This window comes from Dactylosporangium sp. NPDC050688 (assembly GCF_040654515.1).
Classification (GTDB): domain Bacteria; phylum Actinomycetota; class Actinomycetes; order Mycobacteriales; family Micromonosporaceae; genus Dactylosporangium.
In genome coordinates, this window is the sequence record NZ_JBFAIC010000021.1 from 92,529 (window position 1) to 108,397 (window position 15,869).

General features: G+C 73.5%; 15 protein-coding genes. 8 read left to right on the forward strand and 7 right to left on the reverse strand.

From position 1 onward, the window contains the following. The first annotated feature begins 24 nt into the window (after positions 1–24). Both AB0H83_RS21720 and AB0H83_RS21725 read left to right on the forward strand, forming a co-directional pair. The gene (locus tag AB0H83_RS21720) at positions 25–1,287 is read left to right on the forward strand and encodes a cytochrome P450 (protein WP_360096661.1); all 1,263 of its coding nucleotides are present in this window, start codon (positions 25–27) and stop codon (positions 1,285–1,287) included. After that, positions 1,287–1,487 (forward strand): ferredoxin, encoded by a 201-nt coding sequence (locus tag AB0H83_RS21725; protein WP_360096664.1) that lies wholly within the window; start codon positions 1,287–1,289, stop codon positions 1,485–1,487. Before AB0H83_RS21720 ends, AB0H83_RS21725 begins: the two co-directional genes overlap by 1 nt. A 91-nt stretch (positions 1,488–1,578) precedes the next feature. Here the strand turns inward: AB0H83_RS21725 and AB0H83_RS21730 are convergent, their stop codons facing one another. The 4 genes from AB0H83_RS21730 to AB0H83_RS21745 form a co-directional block, all read right to left on the reverse strand. Further along, on the reverse strand, positions 1,579–2,040 hold the full coding sequence (locus tag AB0H83_RS21730) for a TrkA C-terminal domain-containing protein (RefSeq protein ID WP_360096667.1): 462 nt from the start codon (positions 2,038–2,040) through the stop codon (positions 1,579–1,581). Positions 2,041–2,057: 17 nt separating this feature from the next. After that, positions 2,058–3,344: an ArsB/NhaD family transporter gene (locus AB0H83_RS21735; RefSeq protein WP_360096670.1), complete on the reverse strand. Its 1,287-nt coding sequence runs from the start codon at positions 3,342–3,344 to the stop codon at positions 2,058–2,060. A gap of 143 nt (positions 3,345–3,487) precedes the next feature. Next, positions 3,488–3,835 (reverse strand): hypothetical protein, encoded by a 348-nt coding sequence (locus tag AB0H83_RS21740; RefSeq protein WP_360096673.1) that lies wholly within the window; start codon positions 3,833–3,835, stop codon positions 3,488–3,490. An 88-nt stretch (positions 3,836–3,923) separates the two neighbouring features. Further along, positions 3,924–5,057, reverse strand: coding sequence for a cellulose binding domain-containing protein (locus AB0H83_RS21745; protein WP_360096676.1), 1,134 nt, complete (start codon positions 5,055–5,057; stop codon positions 3,924–3,926). A gap of 375 nt (positions 5,058–5,432) precedes the next feature. Between AB0H83_RS21745 and AB0H83_RS21750 the strand changes: the two genes are divergently transcribed. Together AB0H83_RS21750 and AB0H83_RS21755 are read left to right on the forward strand one after the other, a co-directional pair. After that, the gene (locus AB0H83_RS21750) at positions 5,433–6,218 is read left to right on the forward strand and encodes an ATP-binding protein (RefSeq protein ID WP_360096679.1); all 786 of its coding nucleotides are present in this window, start codon (positions 5,433–5,435) and stop codon (positions 6,216–6,218) included. 27 nt (positions 6,219–6,245) lie between these two features. Continuing rightward, on the forward strand, positions 6,246–8,666 hold the full coding sequence (locus AB0H83_RS21755; protein ID WP_360096682.1) for an AAA family ATPase: 2,421 nt from the start codon (positions 6,246–6,248) through the stop codon (positions 8,664–8,666). Here AB0H83_RS21755 and AB0H83_RS21760 read toward each other — a convergent pair. After that, the gene (locus tag AB0H83_RS21760) at positions 8,644–9,198 is read right to left on the reverse strand and encodes a TIGR03086 family metal-binding protein (RefSeq protein WP_360096685.1); all 555 of its coding nucleotides are present in this window, start codon (positions 9,196–9,198) and stop codon (positions 8,644–8,646) included. The two genes, AB0H83_RS21755 and AB0H83_RS21760, sit on opposite strands and share 23 nt — an antisense overlap. A 128-nt stretch (positions 9,199–9,326) precedes the next feature. Here AB0H83_RS21760 and AB0H83_RS21765 point away from each other — a divergent pair, with 128 nt between their 5' ends. Then, positions 9,327–10,142, forward strand: coding sequence for an alpha/beta fold hydrolase (locus tag AB0H83_RS21765; RefSeq protein ID WP_360096688.1), 816 nt, complete (start codon positions 9,327–9,329; stop codon positions 10,140–10,142). 7 nt (positions 10,143–10,149) lie between these two features. On the opposite strand, the gene AB0H83_RS21770 is transcribed toward AB0H83_RS21765, so the two are convergent. Further along, entirely contained in the window at positions 10,150–10,740 is a 591-nt protein-coding gene (locus AB0H83_RS21770) for a copper resistance CopC family protein (RefSeq protein ID WP_360096691.1), read from the reverse strand. A 156-nt stretch (positions 10,741–10,896) separates the two neighbouring features. Between AB0H83_RS21770 and AB0H83_RS21775 the strand changes: the two genes are divergently transcribed. Further along, positions 10,897–11,052 carry a hypothetical protein gene (locus tag AB0H83_RS21775; protein ID WP_360096802.1) on the forward strand — a complete coding sequence of 52 codons (156 nt, stop codon included), beginning with the start codon at positions 10,897–10,899 and terminating at the stop codon, positions 11,050–11,052. A gap of 62 nt (positions 11,053–11,114) precedes the next feature. Here AB0H83_RS21775 and AB0H83_RS21780 read toward each other — a convergent pair whose 3' ends face one another. Beyond that, positions 11,115–12,548 (reverse strand): carbohydrate-binding protein, encoded by a 1,434-nt coding sequence (locus tag AB0H83_RS21780; protein WP_360096694.1) that lies wholly within the window; start codon positions 12,546–12,548, stop codon positions 11,115–11,117. 343 nt (positions 12,549–12,891) lie between these two features. Here AB0H83_RS21780 and AB0H83_RS21785 point away from each other — a divergent pair, with 343 nt between their 5' ends. Together AB0H83_RS21785 and AB0H83_RS21790 are read left to right on the forward strand one after the other, a co-directional pair. Next, complete coding sequence (locus AB0H83_RS21785; RefSeq protein ID WP_360096697.1) at positions 12,892–15,171, forward strand: GGDEF domain-containing protein; 2,280 nt, start codon at positions 12,892–12,894, stop codon at positions 15,169–15,171. A 55-nt stretch (positions 15,172–15,226) separates the two neighbouring features. Next, on the forward strand, positions 15,227–15,865 hold the full coding sequence (locus AB0H83_RS21790; RefSeq protein ID WP_360096700.1) for an adenylate kinase: 639 nt from the start codon (positions 15,227–15,229) through the stop codon (positions 15,863–15,865). Positions 15,866–15,869: the final 4 nt, after the last annotated feature.

Sequence of the window (15,869 nt, forward strand, 5' to 3'; positions counted from 1 at the left end):
TGCCGAACCATCGGGGGTCATGTGATGACTGCTGTCAGCGAGGACGAGACCGGGGCGCTGCCGCCGTTGCCGCTGCCGGGGGAGCGGAACTGCCCGTTCGGGCCGCCGCCGGAGTACGAGGATCTGCGCGCCGGGCATCCGGTGATCAAGGTGGCCTGCCCGACGGGCGTGGACGCGTGGCTGGTCAGCCGGTACGCCGACGTGCGGTACGTGCTCGGCGAGCCGGAGCTGTTCAGCAACCGGGCCGGCGTCGCCGCGCACATCCTGCTCGGGTTCGGCGGCCGTGACGTGCCCGTCGGGGAGGGCGAGTTCCCGCGCATGGACGGCGCCGAGCACCTGCGGTTCCGCCGGCACATGGCGCCCGAGGTGTCCAACATGAAGCGGATCAACCAGCTGCGCCCGCTCGTGCAGAAGATCGTCGACCGGCAGCTGGACGTACTGGCGAACACGCCACCACCCGTCGACCTGTACTCGGCGTTCGCCCGGCCCGTCACCACCGCCGTCATCGCCGAGCTGCTCGACGTGCCGGAGGCCGACCGGCCGCTGTTCCAGCGGGCCGCCGAGGCGCTCAACGCCGGCGCGTCCAGCGCCGAGGACGTCGCCGCGGCGCTGCGGCCGCTGTTCGAGTACCTGTACATGATGGTCGTGACCCGCCGGGCCGACCCCGGCGACGACGTCATCAGCCGCATGATCGTGCGCAGCGACCAGACCGACCGCCCGTTCACCGACACCGAGCTGGTGTCGATGTCCGCCGCGCTGCTGCTCGCCGGCTACGACACCACGGCCAGCCTGATCAGCCACGGCATCGTCGCGCTGCTGGAGCACCCGCAGGAGCTGCGGCGGCTGCGCGCCGACCCGGCCCTGGCCGGCAACGCCGCCGAGGAGCTGGTCCGCTACCTCGGCGTCGGCGGCGGCCTGTTGCGCGAGGTCACCCGGGACACCGAGATCGCCGGGCAGCCCGTCAAGGCCGGCGACTTCGTGGTCGTGGCCATCCAGTCGGCGAACCGCGACGGCGCCCTGCACCCCGACGGCGACCGGCTCGACATCGGCCGCGCCAGCGGCGCGCACCTCGGCTTCGGCCACGGCCCGCACCAGTGCGTCGGGCAGCAGCTGGCCCGCCTCGAGCTCACCGCCGTGCTGGGCACCGTGCCGCGGCGGATCCCGACGCTGCGCCTGGCGGTGCCGTTCGAGGAGATCAGGTTCAAGACCAACAGCGCCGTGCTCGGCCCGGTCGCCGTGCCCGCGGCCTGGGACGAGATCGTGCCGGCCCTGGAGACGGAGGGCTGATGCGGGTCGAGGTCCACGCCGAGCGGTGCATCGGCTCCGGCGTCTGCGCGCTCGTCGCCCCCGACGTGTTCGACCAGCGCGACGACGACGGCGTCGTGGTGCTGCTGGCCGAGCACCCCGCCGACGAGCACCACGAGTCGGCGTACGAGGCGGCGGCCCGATGCCCGGCGGCCGTCATCGACATCCACGAGGCCGGATAGCGCACCTGACGGCCACGCCTGCTGGAACGGGACGGGTAGCACCCGAGCGCCGCGGTCCCGCCGCACCTGGGCAGGACCGCGGCGCCCCGGTTCAGGCCGCCGTCGCCGTCACCGCGTCGATCACGTCGAACGCGGCGTCGGGGCAGCCGACGATGACGACGATGTCGCCGGCCTGGCACCGGAAGCCCGGGCCGGGCGGCGGCAGCACCTGCTCGCCGCGCACGACCGCGGCGATGACCGTGCCGTCGACGCCGGTGCCGGCCAGGGGCCGACCCACCTGCGGCGAGCCGGCGCCGATGAGCACCTGCAGCACGCAGATGCCGTCGTCGTGCCGGTCCAGCCGCGCGCAGACGGTCATCGGCCCGGCCGCGCCGGCCACGCCGGCCAGGACCTCGGCCTCCGCCGCGGTGAGCAGGACGCCGGTGCGGCGGGAGGCCGGGTCGGCCGGGTCGTGCACGAGGAGCTCCCGGTGGCCGTCGGCGTGCCGGGCGACGCCGACGCGGTGGCCGTCCGACGCGGTCAGGACGTGCAGCACGCTGGTGGTGGTGTGCATGGCGCCTCCTTGAGCCGTCACGAGAAGTACCGCAGCCACACGTAAACCCATGCGATGACCGTGGTCATCACGGTGGTGACGATGCCGTAGCGGGTGAACTGCCAGAAGCTGATCGGCTCGCCGGAACGGGCCGCGATACCGAGCACGACGACGTTGGCGCTGGCCGCGACCGCGGTGCCGTTGCCGCCGAAGTCCGCGCCGAGCGCGAACGCCCACCACAGCGACTGGCCGGTGGCCGGGTCGGCGGTGGTCGCGACGATGTCCTCGACGATCGGGGCCATCGTCGCCACGTACGGGATGTTGTCGAAGAACGCGCCCAGCACCGCCGAGCCGAACAGCAGCCCGGTCGCGGCGAGGAAGTAGTCGTCGCCGACCTGGCCGGTCGCCCACGTGCCGATGTTGTGGATGACGCCGGTCTCGACGAGGCCGCCGACCATGACGAACAGGCCCATGAAGAAGACCAGCGTCGACCATTCCACCTCCTGCAGGTAGACGGCGGTGTCGACCCGCGCCACGAGGACCATCAGCCCCGCGCCGAGCAGCGCGATGATGGCCGGCTCGACGTGGATGACGGCGTGCAGCGCGAACCCGGTGACGACCAGCGCGAGCACCGCCAGGCAACGGACCAGCAGCCGCCCGTCGGTGATCGACGACCGCGCGTCCATGGCCATGACCTCGGCGACGCGCTCCGGGTGGAACTCGAACCGCTTCCGGAACATGACCCAGGCCAGCAGGATGAACAGCGCGAACAGGATCACGACGATCGGGGCCATGTGGACCACGAAGTCGTTGAACGACAGGCCGGCCCGGCTGCCGATGACGATGTTCGGCGGGTCGCCGACGAGCGTGGCGGCGCCGCCGATGTTCGAGGCGAGGGCCTCCGCGATGAGGTACGGCGCGGCGGGAATCCCCAGCTTGCGGCACACGAGCACGGTCACCGGCGCCACCAGCATGATCGTGGTGACGTTGTCCAGGAACGGCGACGCGACCGCGGTGATGACCATGAGCAGCACGAGCAGCTTGTACGGCCGCCCGCCGGAGCGTTTCGCCGCCCAGATGGCGAGGAACTCGAACACCCCGGTCTGCTTGATCACCCCGACGATGATCATCATGCCGAGCAGCAGGAAGATGACGTTCCAGTCGATGCCGGCGTGCTCGGAGAAGAACACGTCCTTGCCCGGCACGAGGCCCAGCAGCGCCATCATGCCGGCGGCGAACAGCGCCACGGCCACCCGGTGGACCTTCTCGGTGGCGATGAGGATGAACGCGACCGTGAAGATCGCGATCGCTGCGAGGGCGCTCACGGGCGGCCCGGCGGGCCGTGCGGCGTGACGAAATGACGCGGACGCGGTGATATACGGTACATGACGGAAACCTCCGAAAGGACAACGCAACGAGACCGTCGACCCGGCGGGTCACGGCTGTGGGACAGGTGTCGTCTCGTGCGTCAGGAGGTGGGTGGACCCCGGCAGCCCGGCGTCCCCGCCGACCGTCCATCGTGGAGGGTCACGGCGATGGGGGCGGCGCACACCGCCCGCAGTTGTGGTTCGAGGCCGGTGATGGCCGGCAGGACCGCGAGCCAGTGCGGCGCGTCGGTGCGGGACTGCCGCGGCTCGGGCAGCTTCCTGCCGTGCGGCGTCTCGGCCCCGGTGGCGGCGGTCGCGACCGCGGTGCGCGCGACCTGGAACGTGTCGCCCGGCAGCATGTCGTGCGCCCGCGACAACCCCAGCAGCAGCCCGCACAGGCTCAGCGCCAGGGCGACGGCGCTGGTGCGCACCGCAACGAATCGCTGCACGCCGCACCTCCCGCCGTTTTCTTGAGTCGTTCACTTTACCAGGCGAAACGTGGCTCGGGCGTGGTGGCGAGTGGACCGGCGGGGGGCGTCAGCCGGTGCAGGGTACCCCGTTGACGTACACGGTCGGCGGCGGCGTGGGCGGCGTGGTGCGGGTGCCGTACAGGCCGACCGTCACCGAGCCGCCCGGAGGGATGACCCGGTTCCAGCTCGCGCTGGCGAGCGTGACCGCGGCGCCGGACTGGCTGAAGGTGGCGTTCCACGCCTGGCCGATGCGCTGGTCGCCGCCGAAGCTGAAGGTGATGACCCAGTCGGTGATCGGGGTGGTGCCGGTGTTGGTGACGGTCACGTCGGCGACGAAGCCGGTCGCCCACACGGACGTGTAGGTGAACCTCGCGCGGCACGACAGCACGGGCGGCGCACTGCTCGACGGGCTCGCCGCCGGGCTGCTGGGCCCGCCGGTCCCGCCGGAGACGGTGACCGCGTTGGAGGCGATCGAGACGTTGCCGGCCGCGTCGCGGGCCCGGACGTAGAACTGGTCGCGCGGCGACACGACCGCGGCGGTGTAGGTGGTCCCGGTGACCGTGGACAGCAGGGTGGAGACGAACACGCCGTCGAAGCGGTAGACGTCGTAGCCGGTCACCGCCACGTTGTCGGTCGCCGGTGACCAGGTCAGGGTGGTGCTGGGGCCGCTGGCCGGGTCGGCCTCGAGGTTGCCCGGCGCGCCCGGCGGCACCGTGTCCGGGCCGGTGTCGACGACCGGGGTGACGACCACGACCGGGTTCGACCCGCCGGAGCGGTGGCCGAGGTCGTCGTGGGCCGAGACCTGGAAGGTGTACTGCCGGCCCGGCCGGATGTCGGTGATGATCGTGGCCGTGGTGACGTTGCCGAGGGCGACGACCTGGCCGACGTCGTAGAACGCCTGCATGAAGGTGACGTCGTAGCCGGTGACCGCGCAGCACCCGGGGGTCGAGGCGGTCCAGCTCAGCGTCACCGAGGTGGACGTCGCGGCGGTGACCCGCAGGTTCGACGGCGGCGCCGGCGGGAACGGTGAGGTGTTCGGGGTTGCCGAGCCCGACGGTGCCGGTGCGCCGGCCGCGGCCGCGGCCGGCGGCACGCTGCCGCTGGCGTCGTTGACGGCGACCAGCAGGGCGCCGGCGAGCAGGGCGGTGGCGGCGACGCACGCGAGTCGAAGTGGCGGCAGCAGCGCTCGGGTCCCGGACATGCGGCGAGCCTGCCCAATGCATCGACATCCGTCAACGATTCGCGGTGTCCGTCGCCGGTACGGGTGGCGCGCGCGTGAAACTTCCGCGATCACGCGGACGGTCCGACGGGCCTCGTCCAGGCCGACGCGACGGTGCCGCCGACCGCTACGGCGGCCGTCGATGCCGACCCGTCCGTTGTGGCGGCTCTAAAGGCGAATTGTCGGTGGACGATGCGGTTCGCGGCATTTCAACATGACCAGCGGTACATATTAAGTATCACTGGAGTAACGAAATCATGCGTTGATACGCAATTCCTGATGGATGATGAGCCAGACTCTGTGTCTGAGGTGCAGGGTCCGATCCACCGCGATGAATGGTGAAGTGGGGCTGCCGTGATGGAGTCACGGGTGGAGCTGCGCGGCGACGTCGAACAGGGCACTGTCGAGGTCATTCTCGACGGCCCGTGGGACGCGCGTGTCCGGATCGATCTCGCGTCCGCCGTGCGCAAGGGCCTGGCGGAGCACCCGCGGGCGCTCCTGCTCAACCTGGCGGCGATCAAGGAGCCCGACCCGGCGCTGGTCGGCGCGGTCCTCATGGCCGAGCGGCGCGGCGGCGCGGTCCGGCCGCCGGTCCCGCTCGTGCTCGTGGCAGGCGACGCCCTGTGGCGCAGGCTGACCGCCGTCGGGCTCACGAGCCGGCTGCCGATCTACGCCACGGTCGCCGCCGCACAGGACGCGCTCACTCGCAGGACACCGCGGTTCGGACGGGTCAGGCTCGACCTGCAGCCCGGCGCCATGGCACCGTCGGCGGCCCGGTCGTTCGTCGGTGACACCGTGCTCGCCTGGGACCTGGGCGACCTGCTGCACGCGGCCCGGTCGATCGTCTCGGAGCTCGCGACCAACGCTGTGGAGCACGCGCAGACACCGTTCACCGTGACCGCCTCGCGGCGCCGGGAGCTGCTGCATCTCGCCGTCGAGGACGGCGACCCGGCGCTGCCCTGCGTGATCGACCGCGCACCCGAGAAGGGCACGGCGCTGGACTTCCGCGGCATCGGCCTGCGGTTCGTGGCGGAGACAGCGAGAGCGTGGGGGTCGATGCACACCGCGACCGGCAAGGTGGTCTGGGCGACGCTGGCGACGGCGCCACAGGCACGAAACACGGGACACACACACGGTTGGTAGATGCACAGCGCTGAGGGGGCGACGCGCATGCAGCACACAGACCAGCACGACCATGGTGACATAGGTGACCCAGGTGCCCCGGCCGGGCCGCCGGCGCTGCTGCACGCGAAGCTCGCCGTGCCGGAGGTGGTGCCGAGGGCACTGTGCCGCCAGGACCTGCAGGACGAACTGTGGAACCTGACCGACCTGCCGGTCACCGTGATCACCGGGCCCGCCGGCTGCGGCAAGACGCAGCTGGTGGCCGCGTGGCTGGCCGAGGACGGCGACCCGGTCGCATGGCTCACCCTGGACCGCGACGACCGGCTGCAGCCGAACCGGATGTGGCGGCACCTCATCGAGGCGCTGCGCACCGCCGGGGTCATCCTGCCGGCCGGGCTCCTGGAGCGCTGGGCCGACCTGGCCCCCGACCACGACTGCGTCATGGAGGTCGCCGCCGCCCTCGCCGCCTGGAACCGCTCGCTGCTGCTGGTGCTGGACAACGCGACCTGGCTCGACGAGGACCAGCTCGACGAGATCGACTACCTGGTGCGGCACGCCGGCTGCCTGCGGCTGCTGCTGATCGGCCGGTCCCGGCCCAGGTTCCCGCTGCACCGCTACCGCCTCGCCGACCAGCTCAGCGAGGTCACCGCCGGTGACCTGCTGCTCGAAGCCGACGAGGCACGGACCCTCTTCGCGCTGCACGACGTCGAGCTGACCGACGGTGACCTCGCCGACGTGATGCGCCAGACCGGCGGCTGGATCACCGGGATCCGGCTGTGCGCGCTGGCGATGCGGCAGGACCCGCCCGCCCCGGTGCCGGACCTGGCCGCCCACGAGCACGTCGTCGAGTACCTCACCGGCGAAGTGCTGCACCAGCTGACCGCGCCGCAGCTGGAGCTGCTGCACGGCGTCGCCCTGCTGGACACGTTCACCGAGGACGTCGTGGCGACCGCCGCCGGCGAGCCGTCGGGCGCGCACCTGCTGGAGCAGCTCGTGGCGGCCGGGGCCCTGATCGACACCGTCGACGAGGACCGGCGCGTGCACTGCGTCCACCCGCTCCTGCGCGCCCTGCTGCGCACCCGGCTCGCGGAACGGTCGCCGGACCTCCGGGCGCTGCGCCTGCGGGTGGCGCGCTGGCTCGCCGCGACCGGCGACCTGGCGGGCGCCGTCGCGCAGACCGTCGCGGCCGGCGCCTGGGACGAGGCGGCACGGATCCTGGTGGAGGACCTCGCCGTGTGCGCGGTCCTGGTCGACGGGCGCCGCGGCCCGCTCGCCGAGCTGCTCGGCGACGCGCCGGCCCGGCCGGCGACGGCCGAAGGCACGGTCATCGCCGCCGCGCTCGCGATCGCCCTCGGCGACCGGGGCACGGCCGAGCGGCTGATGGCCGGGCACAGCATCGAACCGGCGCCGGGCACGGCGCTGGAGCTCGCCCTGACCACCTGCGTGCTGCACCAGGCGCTCGCGTTCTTCGCCGGTGACATCGAACGCCTGGCGGCGGCCACCACCGCCGGCACCCGCCTGATGGAGCAGGTCGGCGAACCGCGCCTGTGGGCGCGCCCCGAGCTGCAGATGTACGTCCTGGCCGGCACAGCGACCGTGCGCCTGTGCACCGGCCGGCTGGACGAGGCGGCGCAGACGTTCACCGACGCCGCCCTGGCCGCGGACGGTCCGTGCTGCACCGAGCTGCTCGCCTACTGCATGCAGCACCTCGCCCTCACCGAGGCGCTGCGCGGGCGGCTGCGCACCGCGCACCACGCCGCGCAGCGGGCCGTCGCCCTGGCCGCCGTCGACTGCCGGCGGCACCCCGCCGCCGACGCGGCGCTGGCGTGGGTCGCCACCGAGTGGTACGACATCGACGCCGCCTGGCACCACCTGCAGGACGCCGAGGACGGACTGGGCGCGTTCGCCGGGACGCCGCAGGAGGCCGCCTTCGCCACCGTCCTCGCCCTGATCCGGGCCCGCCTGCTGCGCGCCCGCGGCGAGCTGCCGGCGGCGCTGTCCGCGGTGCGCCGGGTGCGTGGTGCCGGGGCGCCCCGGGCGTGGATCCTGCACCAGGCCGCGCTCACCGAGCTGCGCCTGCTGCTGGCGATGGGCCGCGACCAGGAGGTCCGCGACGGCCTCGCCGGCCTGGACCCCGGATCACCCGATGTGGCGCTGCTCGACGGGGAGGCACTGCTGGCCGCCAGCGAACCGGACCGCGCGATCGAACGCGCCGACCTGGTGCTGCGCGACGCCGATCTGCCGCCCGACGTGGTCGTCGAGGCGTGGCTGCTGCTCGCCGCCGGCGTCGCCCGGCAGGGCGACCAGTCCCGGGCGGTGGAGGCGCTGCGCACCGCGGTCGAGCTGATGTCCGAGGAAGGCGGCGTCCGGGCCGTCTACGAGGCCGACGTGACCCTGCGGCATCTGCTGCGCCAGCAGGACGTCGAGCTGCCGGCGCTCGAGCGGCCTACCGCGGATCACGGCCGATGAACGCCAGCAGCCGCGTCTGCGGGTCCGCGTCGCCGGGCACCTCCACCCGCGGGCCGTAGTGCCCGCTGCCGCGCATCGCCGCCTCCATCGGCAGCATCCCCTCCAGCATCGCCGCGCAGCGGTCCGGGTCGAGGCGCTCGTCCTGGCCGGTCGCGCGGGCCAGGTCCCACGTGTGCAGGAAGACGTCGGCGGTGTAGAACTGGCTGATCGCCCGGTCCAGCGGGACGTCGCCGATGTGCGGGTTGCTCAGCGTGCGCCCGCCGCAGCCCGGGTCGTCCAGCAGCGCCTGCACCGCGTCGCTGTGCACCTGCCACGCGCCGACCGGGTCGTCGCCGACCGGCAGGCCCTTCGGCAGCTCGATGCCGGCTCCGGCGCGCAGGAACCCGGGGAACCACTCGACGAGGTGGCCGACGACGTCACGGGCCACCCAGCCCTCGCACGGCGCCGGGCGGTCCCAGCCGCCGGGCGGCACGCCGCGGACCCGCCCGGTGAACGTGCCGGCGATGTCGCGGTGCTCCTGTGCTGCGTCCATCCGGCCACGCTATCGCCTTCTCCCGCCCGGCGTGCGCCCGTGGCCGCGACCGGCGCCGCGGGCCGCTCCGATACGGTGGTGCTCCTGATCCGGGGGAGGGGACGACAGTTGCGCATCGAGGACCGGCCGTGCCGTTCGTGACCGTGGGGGCGGTGCGGCTGCACTACGAGGAGAGCGGCAGCGGCGACGCCGTCGTGCTGGTGGCGGGGACGGCGGCGGCCGGGCGGACGTGGCGGCTGCATCAGGTGCCGGCGCTCGTCGCCGCCGGGTACCGGGCGATCACGTTCGACAACCGGGGGGTCGCGCCGAGCGACCCGGCCCGGCCGGGGCTCACCGTCGACGACCTCGTCGCCGACACCGCCGGGCTGGTCGAGCGGCTGGTCGGCGGAGCGTGCCGGCTGGTCGGCTCGTCGATGGGCGCGCACGTGGTGCAGGAGCTGCTGCTGACCCGGCCGGACCTGGCGACCCAGGCGGTGCTCATGGCGGGCCGCGGCCGGCCCGACGCGTTCTCCCGGGCCCTCGCCGCCGCCGAGCGCACCCTGTACGACGAGCGCGTCCAGCTGCCGGCCGGCTATGACGCGGCGATGCGGGCGGTGCAGAACCTGTCGCCGCGCACGCTGCAGGACGAGCAGGCGGTGCAGGACTGGCTCGACATCTTCGAGATGGCCGCACCCGATGTCACCGATGCCGCGGTACGCCCGCAGCTCGACGTCGACCTGCACACCGACCGGCTCGGGGTGTACCGGCGGATCAGCACCCCGACGCTGGTCATCTCCTTCGCCGACGACCTGGTGGCGCCGCCGGTGCGCGGGCGGGAGCTGGCCGCGGCGATCCCCGGCGCCCGGTACGCCGAGATCCGCGACGCCGGGCACTACGGCTACCTGGAGCGGCCGGAGGCGGTCAACGCGGCCATCCTCGACTTCTTCGCCGGCCGGGCCGGCTGACGGGCGCTCAGCCCCTGCCCGGCGTGCGGCGGCGCCACCACACGGCGCCGCCGGCCAGGACCAGCAGCACCGCGACGGCGCCCAGCGCGGCCCACAGCAGGCCGCTGCCGCCGTCGCCGGAGGACGCGGCAGGCTCCGCCGCGCCGGTCGGCGCCGCGGTGGACGGTGGCGCCGCGCTGGTCGCCGGGGCGGCGCTGGACGGGGCGGCGCTCGTCGGGGCAGCGGCGGCGTTGGTGAACGTCAGCTGTCCCTCCAGGGGGTGACCGTCGCCGGAGACGGTGCGCCACACGACCCTCACCGCGCCGGGCGGCAGCGGCCGCACCGGCTGGGTGAGGGTCTTGTCCACGGACTTCGGCGTGCCGTCGCTGTAGGACACCCCGTCGGCGCCGGTGACCACGACCGTGCTGAACTGCTGCTTCACCATCTCGTTGAAGGTGAACGTCACCGCCGTGAGCGGGGCGGTGACGGTGGCGCCGGCGGCCGGGTCGGTCTTGACCAGCTTCGCGTGCGCGAAGGCGGGCTGGGCCGGCAGCAGCATCACCAGCAGGGCCGCCACGGCGGCGGCGAGGGGCGCGCGGAGCGTCACGTGCAGTCGCATGCGCCAATCCTGGACCCTGCCCCGTCCCGGCCGTGGCACCGGGGTCGGACGGAAAGCTGACGGGAACTCAACCGGCACCCGCGGCGACTACCCCGTCGCACGTGTCCGTCAGGAAAGCCGTTGAGGGTGAAGGATCGCTGATGTCGTTGCGCAACCGTGAACTGCTCGCCGCCGCCGGTGCGGTACTGGTGCTCGCAGCGGCCCGCGACGCTGCAGCAGCTGCCGGTGTTCACCCCGATCGGGTCGGCGGTGTTCGCGATCCCGCCGGGCTGCGAGCCGGGCGGCTGGGTCGGCCGGACGCTGCTGGGCTGATGGAAACCGGTGGTCACAGCGGGCCGCATCCACTGTGACCACCGGTGCTCGGGGTGGTGCGCCTACCTGCGGAACACGAACCAGTCGACGTTGACGAAGTCGGCGGGCTGGCCGCTGCTGAAGCGCAGGTACACGGTGTGCCTGCCGGTGACCTGGCCGGTCAGGTTGCCGGGGATCTCGCGGAAGCTGCTCCAGCCGCCGGTGTTGGCGACGGAGAAGCTGGCGACCGGGGCGTTGCTGACGCTGTCGATGCGGACCTCGACGGTGCCGCTGACGCCGCCGGCGGCGCCGGAGGAGACGCGGGCCAGGAAGTCCCTCGGCGAGGTGCTGCCGAAGTCGACGTTGTCGTACCGGGCCCAGTCGCCGTTGGCGAGGTAGCCGATCTGGTCGCTGCCGGGGACCACGCCGGACTGCGCGTTGTACGACTCGGCCTGGATGGTGCTGTACGCGCTGCGGGTGCCGGACGTCGCGGTCGGCGTCGGGTTGCCCGTGGTGGCGGTGGCGGTCGGGGTGGCGCCGCCGCCCTTGGTGTAGACGGCGACGTAGTCGACCAGCATCGGTACGCCGGACGCGGTGCCGCCGGTCGGGGTGGAGGAGCCGGCGACGCCGTTGGGGAAGGCGCCGCCCATGGCGACGTTGAGCAGGATGAAGTAGCCCTCGTGGCTGGTCATGTCCGACCAGTACGAGCCGACCTGGTTCTGGTTGACGGAGAAGAACTGCACGCCGTCGACGTACCAGCGCAGCACCTGCGGGCTGACGCTCGTGTCCCACTCGATCGCGTAGGTGTGGAAGTTGCCCTGGCAGGTGCTGTTCGGGCAGGCCCGGGTCGCGCCGAGGCCGTTGGTCTCGTTGCAGGGGCCGCCGGGGTTGACGCCGCAGTGCAGGGTGCCCCAGACCTGGTTGAGGCCGTTGACGTTCTCCATGATGTCCAGCTCGCCGATGCCGGGCCAGTTCCAGTAGTTGCCCCGGTACGGCGAGCCGAGGGCCCAGAACGCCGGCCAGTAGCCCGCGGCGGCGACGCCGGTCACGTTGGGCATCTGCAGGCGGCCCTCGATGCGCAGCACGCCGCCGGACGGCGGCTTGAAATTGGTCCGCTTGGTCTCGATGCGGGCCGACGTCCACTGCCCGGAGCTGTTCCTGATCGGGGTGATCTTCAGGTTGCCCGAGCCGTCGAGGCCGATGTTCTGCGTGCTGGTGGTGTACGTCTGGATCTCACCGGTGCCGAAGTTGGCCGGACCGTTCGGGTACTGCGTGCCGGTCGTGAAGAGCCAGTTGTTCGAGGACGGCAGGGTGTTCGCCGACCCGGTGAAGTCGTCGCTCCACTGCAGCGACCATCCCGACGGCGTCGAGGGGACGGAGGCGTACGCGTTGACGGTGACCGCGGCGGTGCCGGCAAGGACGGTCGCGGCGGCCGCGGCGAGCAGCACCCGGCGGCGCCGGGAGCGGGCCGGCGCGGTGCGGGGTGTGGAACGTGCTGGGGTGTCGGTGGGGCTCATCGGGGGAACCTCCAAGGGCGAAAGTGCGGTCCGGGCGACCGGGCGGGGCCGCTCGTGAGAGCGCTCTCACGTTTCTAACGAGTTACAAAATTGCTGTCAATGACTGCCGGGGGAGTATTTTTACTGGTCAGAGTGTTAACAAATGTCCCGGGGCGGGCGTGGGGGATCGACGTGAGAGAGCGCTCTCTGCGCTGGTCGGCGGCAATTCCACCGGCCGGCCGCAACCGGTACCGCAACCGGTGCCGAAACCGGTGCCGAAACGGGCCCGGGACACGGTGACCGCGACGGCGGGGAACACGAATCCGGCCGCGGTTCGTGCCGATACGCAAGACCGGAGGTGTGCATGGGCAACGGGCCGGTGGTCGGTGTGCTGTCGCCGTTCGTCGGCGGCGCCTACTACGGCACGATCCTCGCCGGGATCAGCGCCGCGGCCGCCGCGGCCGGCAGCCGCACCGTCGCGGTGCAGACCCTCGACGCCGTCGCCGACATGGCCGTCAACGGTGGCACCCCGGCGTTCACCGCGCCCGTCGCCTGGGGGCACCTCGCCGGGTTCGTCGTCCTCGCCGACGCGGTCACCGGCGCGTACCTGGACCGGCTGCGCGCCGTCGGCAAACCGGTCGTGCTGCTCGGCCACACCGAGAGCCACGCCGAGAGCCACGCCGAGAGCCACGCCGAGAGCCACCCTGCGAGCCGTGCCGGTGGCCGCACCGCGGGCGGCGCCGATGGCCAGTCCGCCGGCGGCGACGGGCTGCCGGCCGTCGTCGCCGACAACGGCGCCGGTGTCCGCGCCGCCGTGGAGCACCTGATCGGCCACGGGCACCGCAGGATCGCCTTCACCGGAAACGTCGCCGCCTCCGACGTCGCCGAGCGGTACGCCGCCTATGCCGGCACCCTGCGCGCCCACGGCATCGAGCCCGACCCCGCGCTGTTCGTGCCCGCGACCGACAACCTGGAAAGCGGCGTCGCCTGGGCCACCCCCGACGCCCTGCGGGACCTCGCCGCCACCGCGATCGTCGCCGGCACAGACCGCAACGCGATCGGGCTGCAGCGGGCCATGGCGGCCGCCGGGCTGCGCTGGCCCGGCGATCTCGCGCTCACCGGCTTCGACGACACGGAGCTCGCCGCGTACCTCACCCCGAGCCTCGCCAGCGTCCGCCAGCCCCTCGAGGTGATGGCGGCCACGGCCGTCGACCTGCTGCTGCAGGCCGTCGCGGGGATCGCGGTGCCACCCGGCGAGCGGAGAGTCCCGACGGTCTTCGTCCCGCGCGCCTCCTGCGGCTGCACCGACGCGGTGCTGCGCCTGCCGCCGCCCGTCGCGGCCGCCGGCCCGGAGCGGCTCACCGAACGCCTGTCGATGCTGCTGCCGCCCGGCGCCGTGCGCACCGGCGAGCACCTCGCCGTGCTGGCCAAGGCGGTCGACGCGGTCGTGGAGGTGGCCGAGGCCGCCGTCGCCGGCGCCCCGGACCAAGCCGCGGACCAGCCCCCGGACCAAGCCCCGGATCAGGCCCCGGATCAGGCCCCGGACCACGCCGCGGCCAGCGCCGCCCTGCTGACCCTGTACGGCCTGCAGAACCAGCCGGAAGGGCTGCGGATCGTGGTCCGCGCCGTGCGGGAGTACACCCAGCAGATCCCGGCCGGCGACGTCGGCACCGCCCGCCGCCTCGACGGCTGCCTGCACGAGCTCATCATGGGCGTCCTGCGGGTGCGGCAGGTGGCGAGCTTCGGCGACCGGTGGCGGCTGCGGGCGACCATCGGCGCGCACTACGACCTGTCCATGGCGCTGCTGTACCACCGCCGCTCCGACCCGCGCGACCTGAGCTGGCTCGCGGTCACCCCGGCCAGCGCCGGCTCGCTCGGACTATGGAGCGGCGGCGGGAGGCTGTCCGCGCCGCCCGGCTGGCGCCGGCGACCGGGCCCGCCGATCCCCGGGGGCACGCCGGCGGTCAGTGCGTTCCCGCCGCCGGAGCTCATCGCCGCCGCTGGCCCCGGCGAGACGGTGTTCGTGGTGCCGGCGAAGGTCAACGCCAGCGACCGCGGGCTGCTCGCCGTCGTCGGTGTCGTGGAGTGCCAGGTCGAGGACGGCCGGGAGCTGGTCAACCAGTGCGCCGCCCTGCTCACCGTCGGCCTCGATCTGCGCGAGCAGGAGCAGCACCTGCGCCGCGCGGCCCTGTCCGACCCCCTGACCGGGCTGCCGAATCGCGCCGCGTTCGTGGCGCACCTGCAGCGCGCCGTACGCGGCACCGAGCGGCACTTCGCCGTGCTGTTCCTGGACCTCGACGGCTTCAAACAGGTCAATGACCAGCTCGGCCATGCCGCCGGCGACGAGCTGCTGGTCCACGTCGCCGAACGCATCCGCCGCTCGCTGCGCGCCGGTGACGTGGCCGCCCGCTTCGGCGGCGACGAGTTCGTGGTGTTCCTCGCCCGGGTCGGTTCGACCGAGCACCTGCACCGCATCGCGCAGCGGCTGCGGGCGTCGATCGCGGCGCCGTACACGGTGGGCGGCAGTGTGGCGCGGGTCGGGGTCAGCATCGGCTGCACCCCGTGCGGCGACAGCGCCGGCGCCGACGAGATCCTGTCCGCCGCCGACGCCGCCATGTACCGGGTGAAGGTCGCCGGCCGCTGACCCCGTGCCGCCGCCGCGATATCGTGACCTGCGGCGCGGCGAGCGGAGGAGGAGCATGCGGGTACTGATGGTGGCGCCGCCCGGCGCGGGCAAGGGCACCCAGGCGGCGGTGATCTCGGCCCACTTCAACATCCCGCACATCGCCTCCGGCGACCTGCTGCGCGACCACGTGGCCCGCCGCACCGAGATCGGCACCGCCGTCAAGGGCCACCTCGACCGCGGTGAGCTGGTGCCCGACAGCATCATCATGGCGCTGGTCCGCGACGCGCTCACCGCCGCGAAGGCGGCCGGCGGTGGCTACGTGCTCGACGGCGTGCCGCGCACCATCGAGCAGGCGCGGGCCACCTATCAGATCGCCCGGGAGCTGGGCATGACCGCCGACGTCGCCCTGCACCTCACCGCCGACGACGAGGAGCTGCTGCGGCGGCTGCTGGCCCGGGCCCTGGTCGAGCACCGCTCGGACGACACCGAGGAGGTCATCCGGCACCGGCTGCGGGTGTACCACGAGGTGACCTACCCGATCGTCGCCTGGTACCGGCAGCGCGGCATCCTGGTGCCCGTCGACGCGATGCGCCCGGCGAAGGACGTCGCCCGGGACATCATCGACGCGCTGGAGGCCCGGCAGGCCGAGCCCCGGCGGCCGGAGGAGACCGCGCCGGACGACGGTTGGGGCCCGCACCCGTCCGGCTCGTGAGCGG

Excerpts from the sequence above, each read along its gene's own strand:
- AB0H83_RS21760 (WP_360096685.1), bottom strand. The coding sequence starts at position 9,198 with ATGGACGCAGCACAGGAGCACCGCGACATCGCCGGCACGTTCACCGGG.
- AB0H83_RS21750 (WP_360096679.1), top strand. The coding sequence starts at position 5,433 with ATGGAGTCACGGGTGGAGCTGCGCGGCGACGTCGAACAGGGCACTGTC.
- AB0H83_RS21780 (WP_360096694.1), bottom strand. The coding sequence starts at position 12,548 with ATGAGCCCCACCGACACCCCAGCACGTTCCACACCCCGCACCGCGCCG.
- AB0H83_RS21785 (WP_360096697.1), top strand. The coding sequence starts at position 12,892 with ATGGGCAACGGGCCGGTGGTCGGTGTGCTGTCGCCGTTCGTCGGCGGC.
- AB0H83_RS21745 (WP_360096676.1), bottom strand. The coding sequence starts at position 5,057 with ATGTCCGGGACCCGAGCGCTGCTGCCGCCACTTCGACTCGCGTGCGTC.
- AB0H83_RS21720 (WP_360096661.1), top strand. The coding sequence starts at position 25 with ATGACTGCTGTCAGCGAGGACGAGACCGGGGCGCTGCCGCCGTTGCCG.
- AB0H83_RS21725 (WP_360096664.1), top strand. The coding sequence starts at position 1,287 with ATGCGGGTCGAGGTCCACGCCGAGCGGTGCATCGGCTCCGGCGTCTGC.
- AB0H83_RS21755 (WP_360096682.1), top strand. The coding sequence starts at position 6,246 with ATGCAGCACACAGACCAGCACGACCATGGTGACATAGGTGACCCAGGT.
- AB0H83_RS21770 (WP_360096691.1), bottom strand. The coding sequence starts at position 10,740 with ATGCGACTGCACGTGACGCTCCGCGCGCCCCTCGCCGCCGCCGTGGCG.
- AB0H83_RS21730 (WP_360096667.1), bottom strand. The coding sequence starts at position 2,040 with ATGCACACCACCACCAGCGTGCTGCACGTCCTGACCGCGTCGGACGGC.
- AB0H83_RS21790 (WP_360096700.1), top strand. The coding sequence starts at position 15,227 with ATGCGGGTACTGATGGTGGCGCCGCCCGGCGCGGGCAAGGGCACCCAG.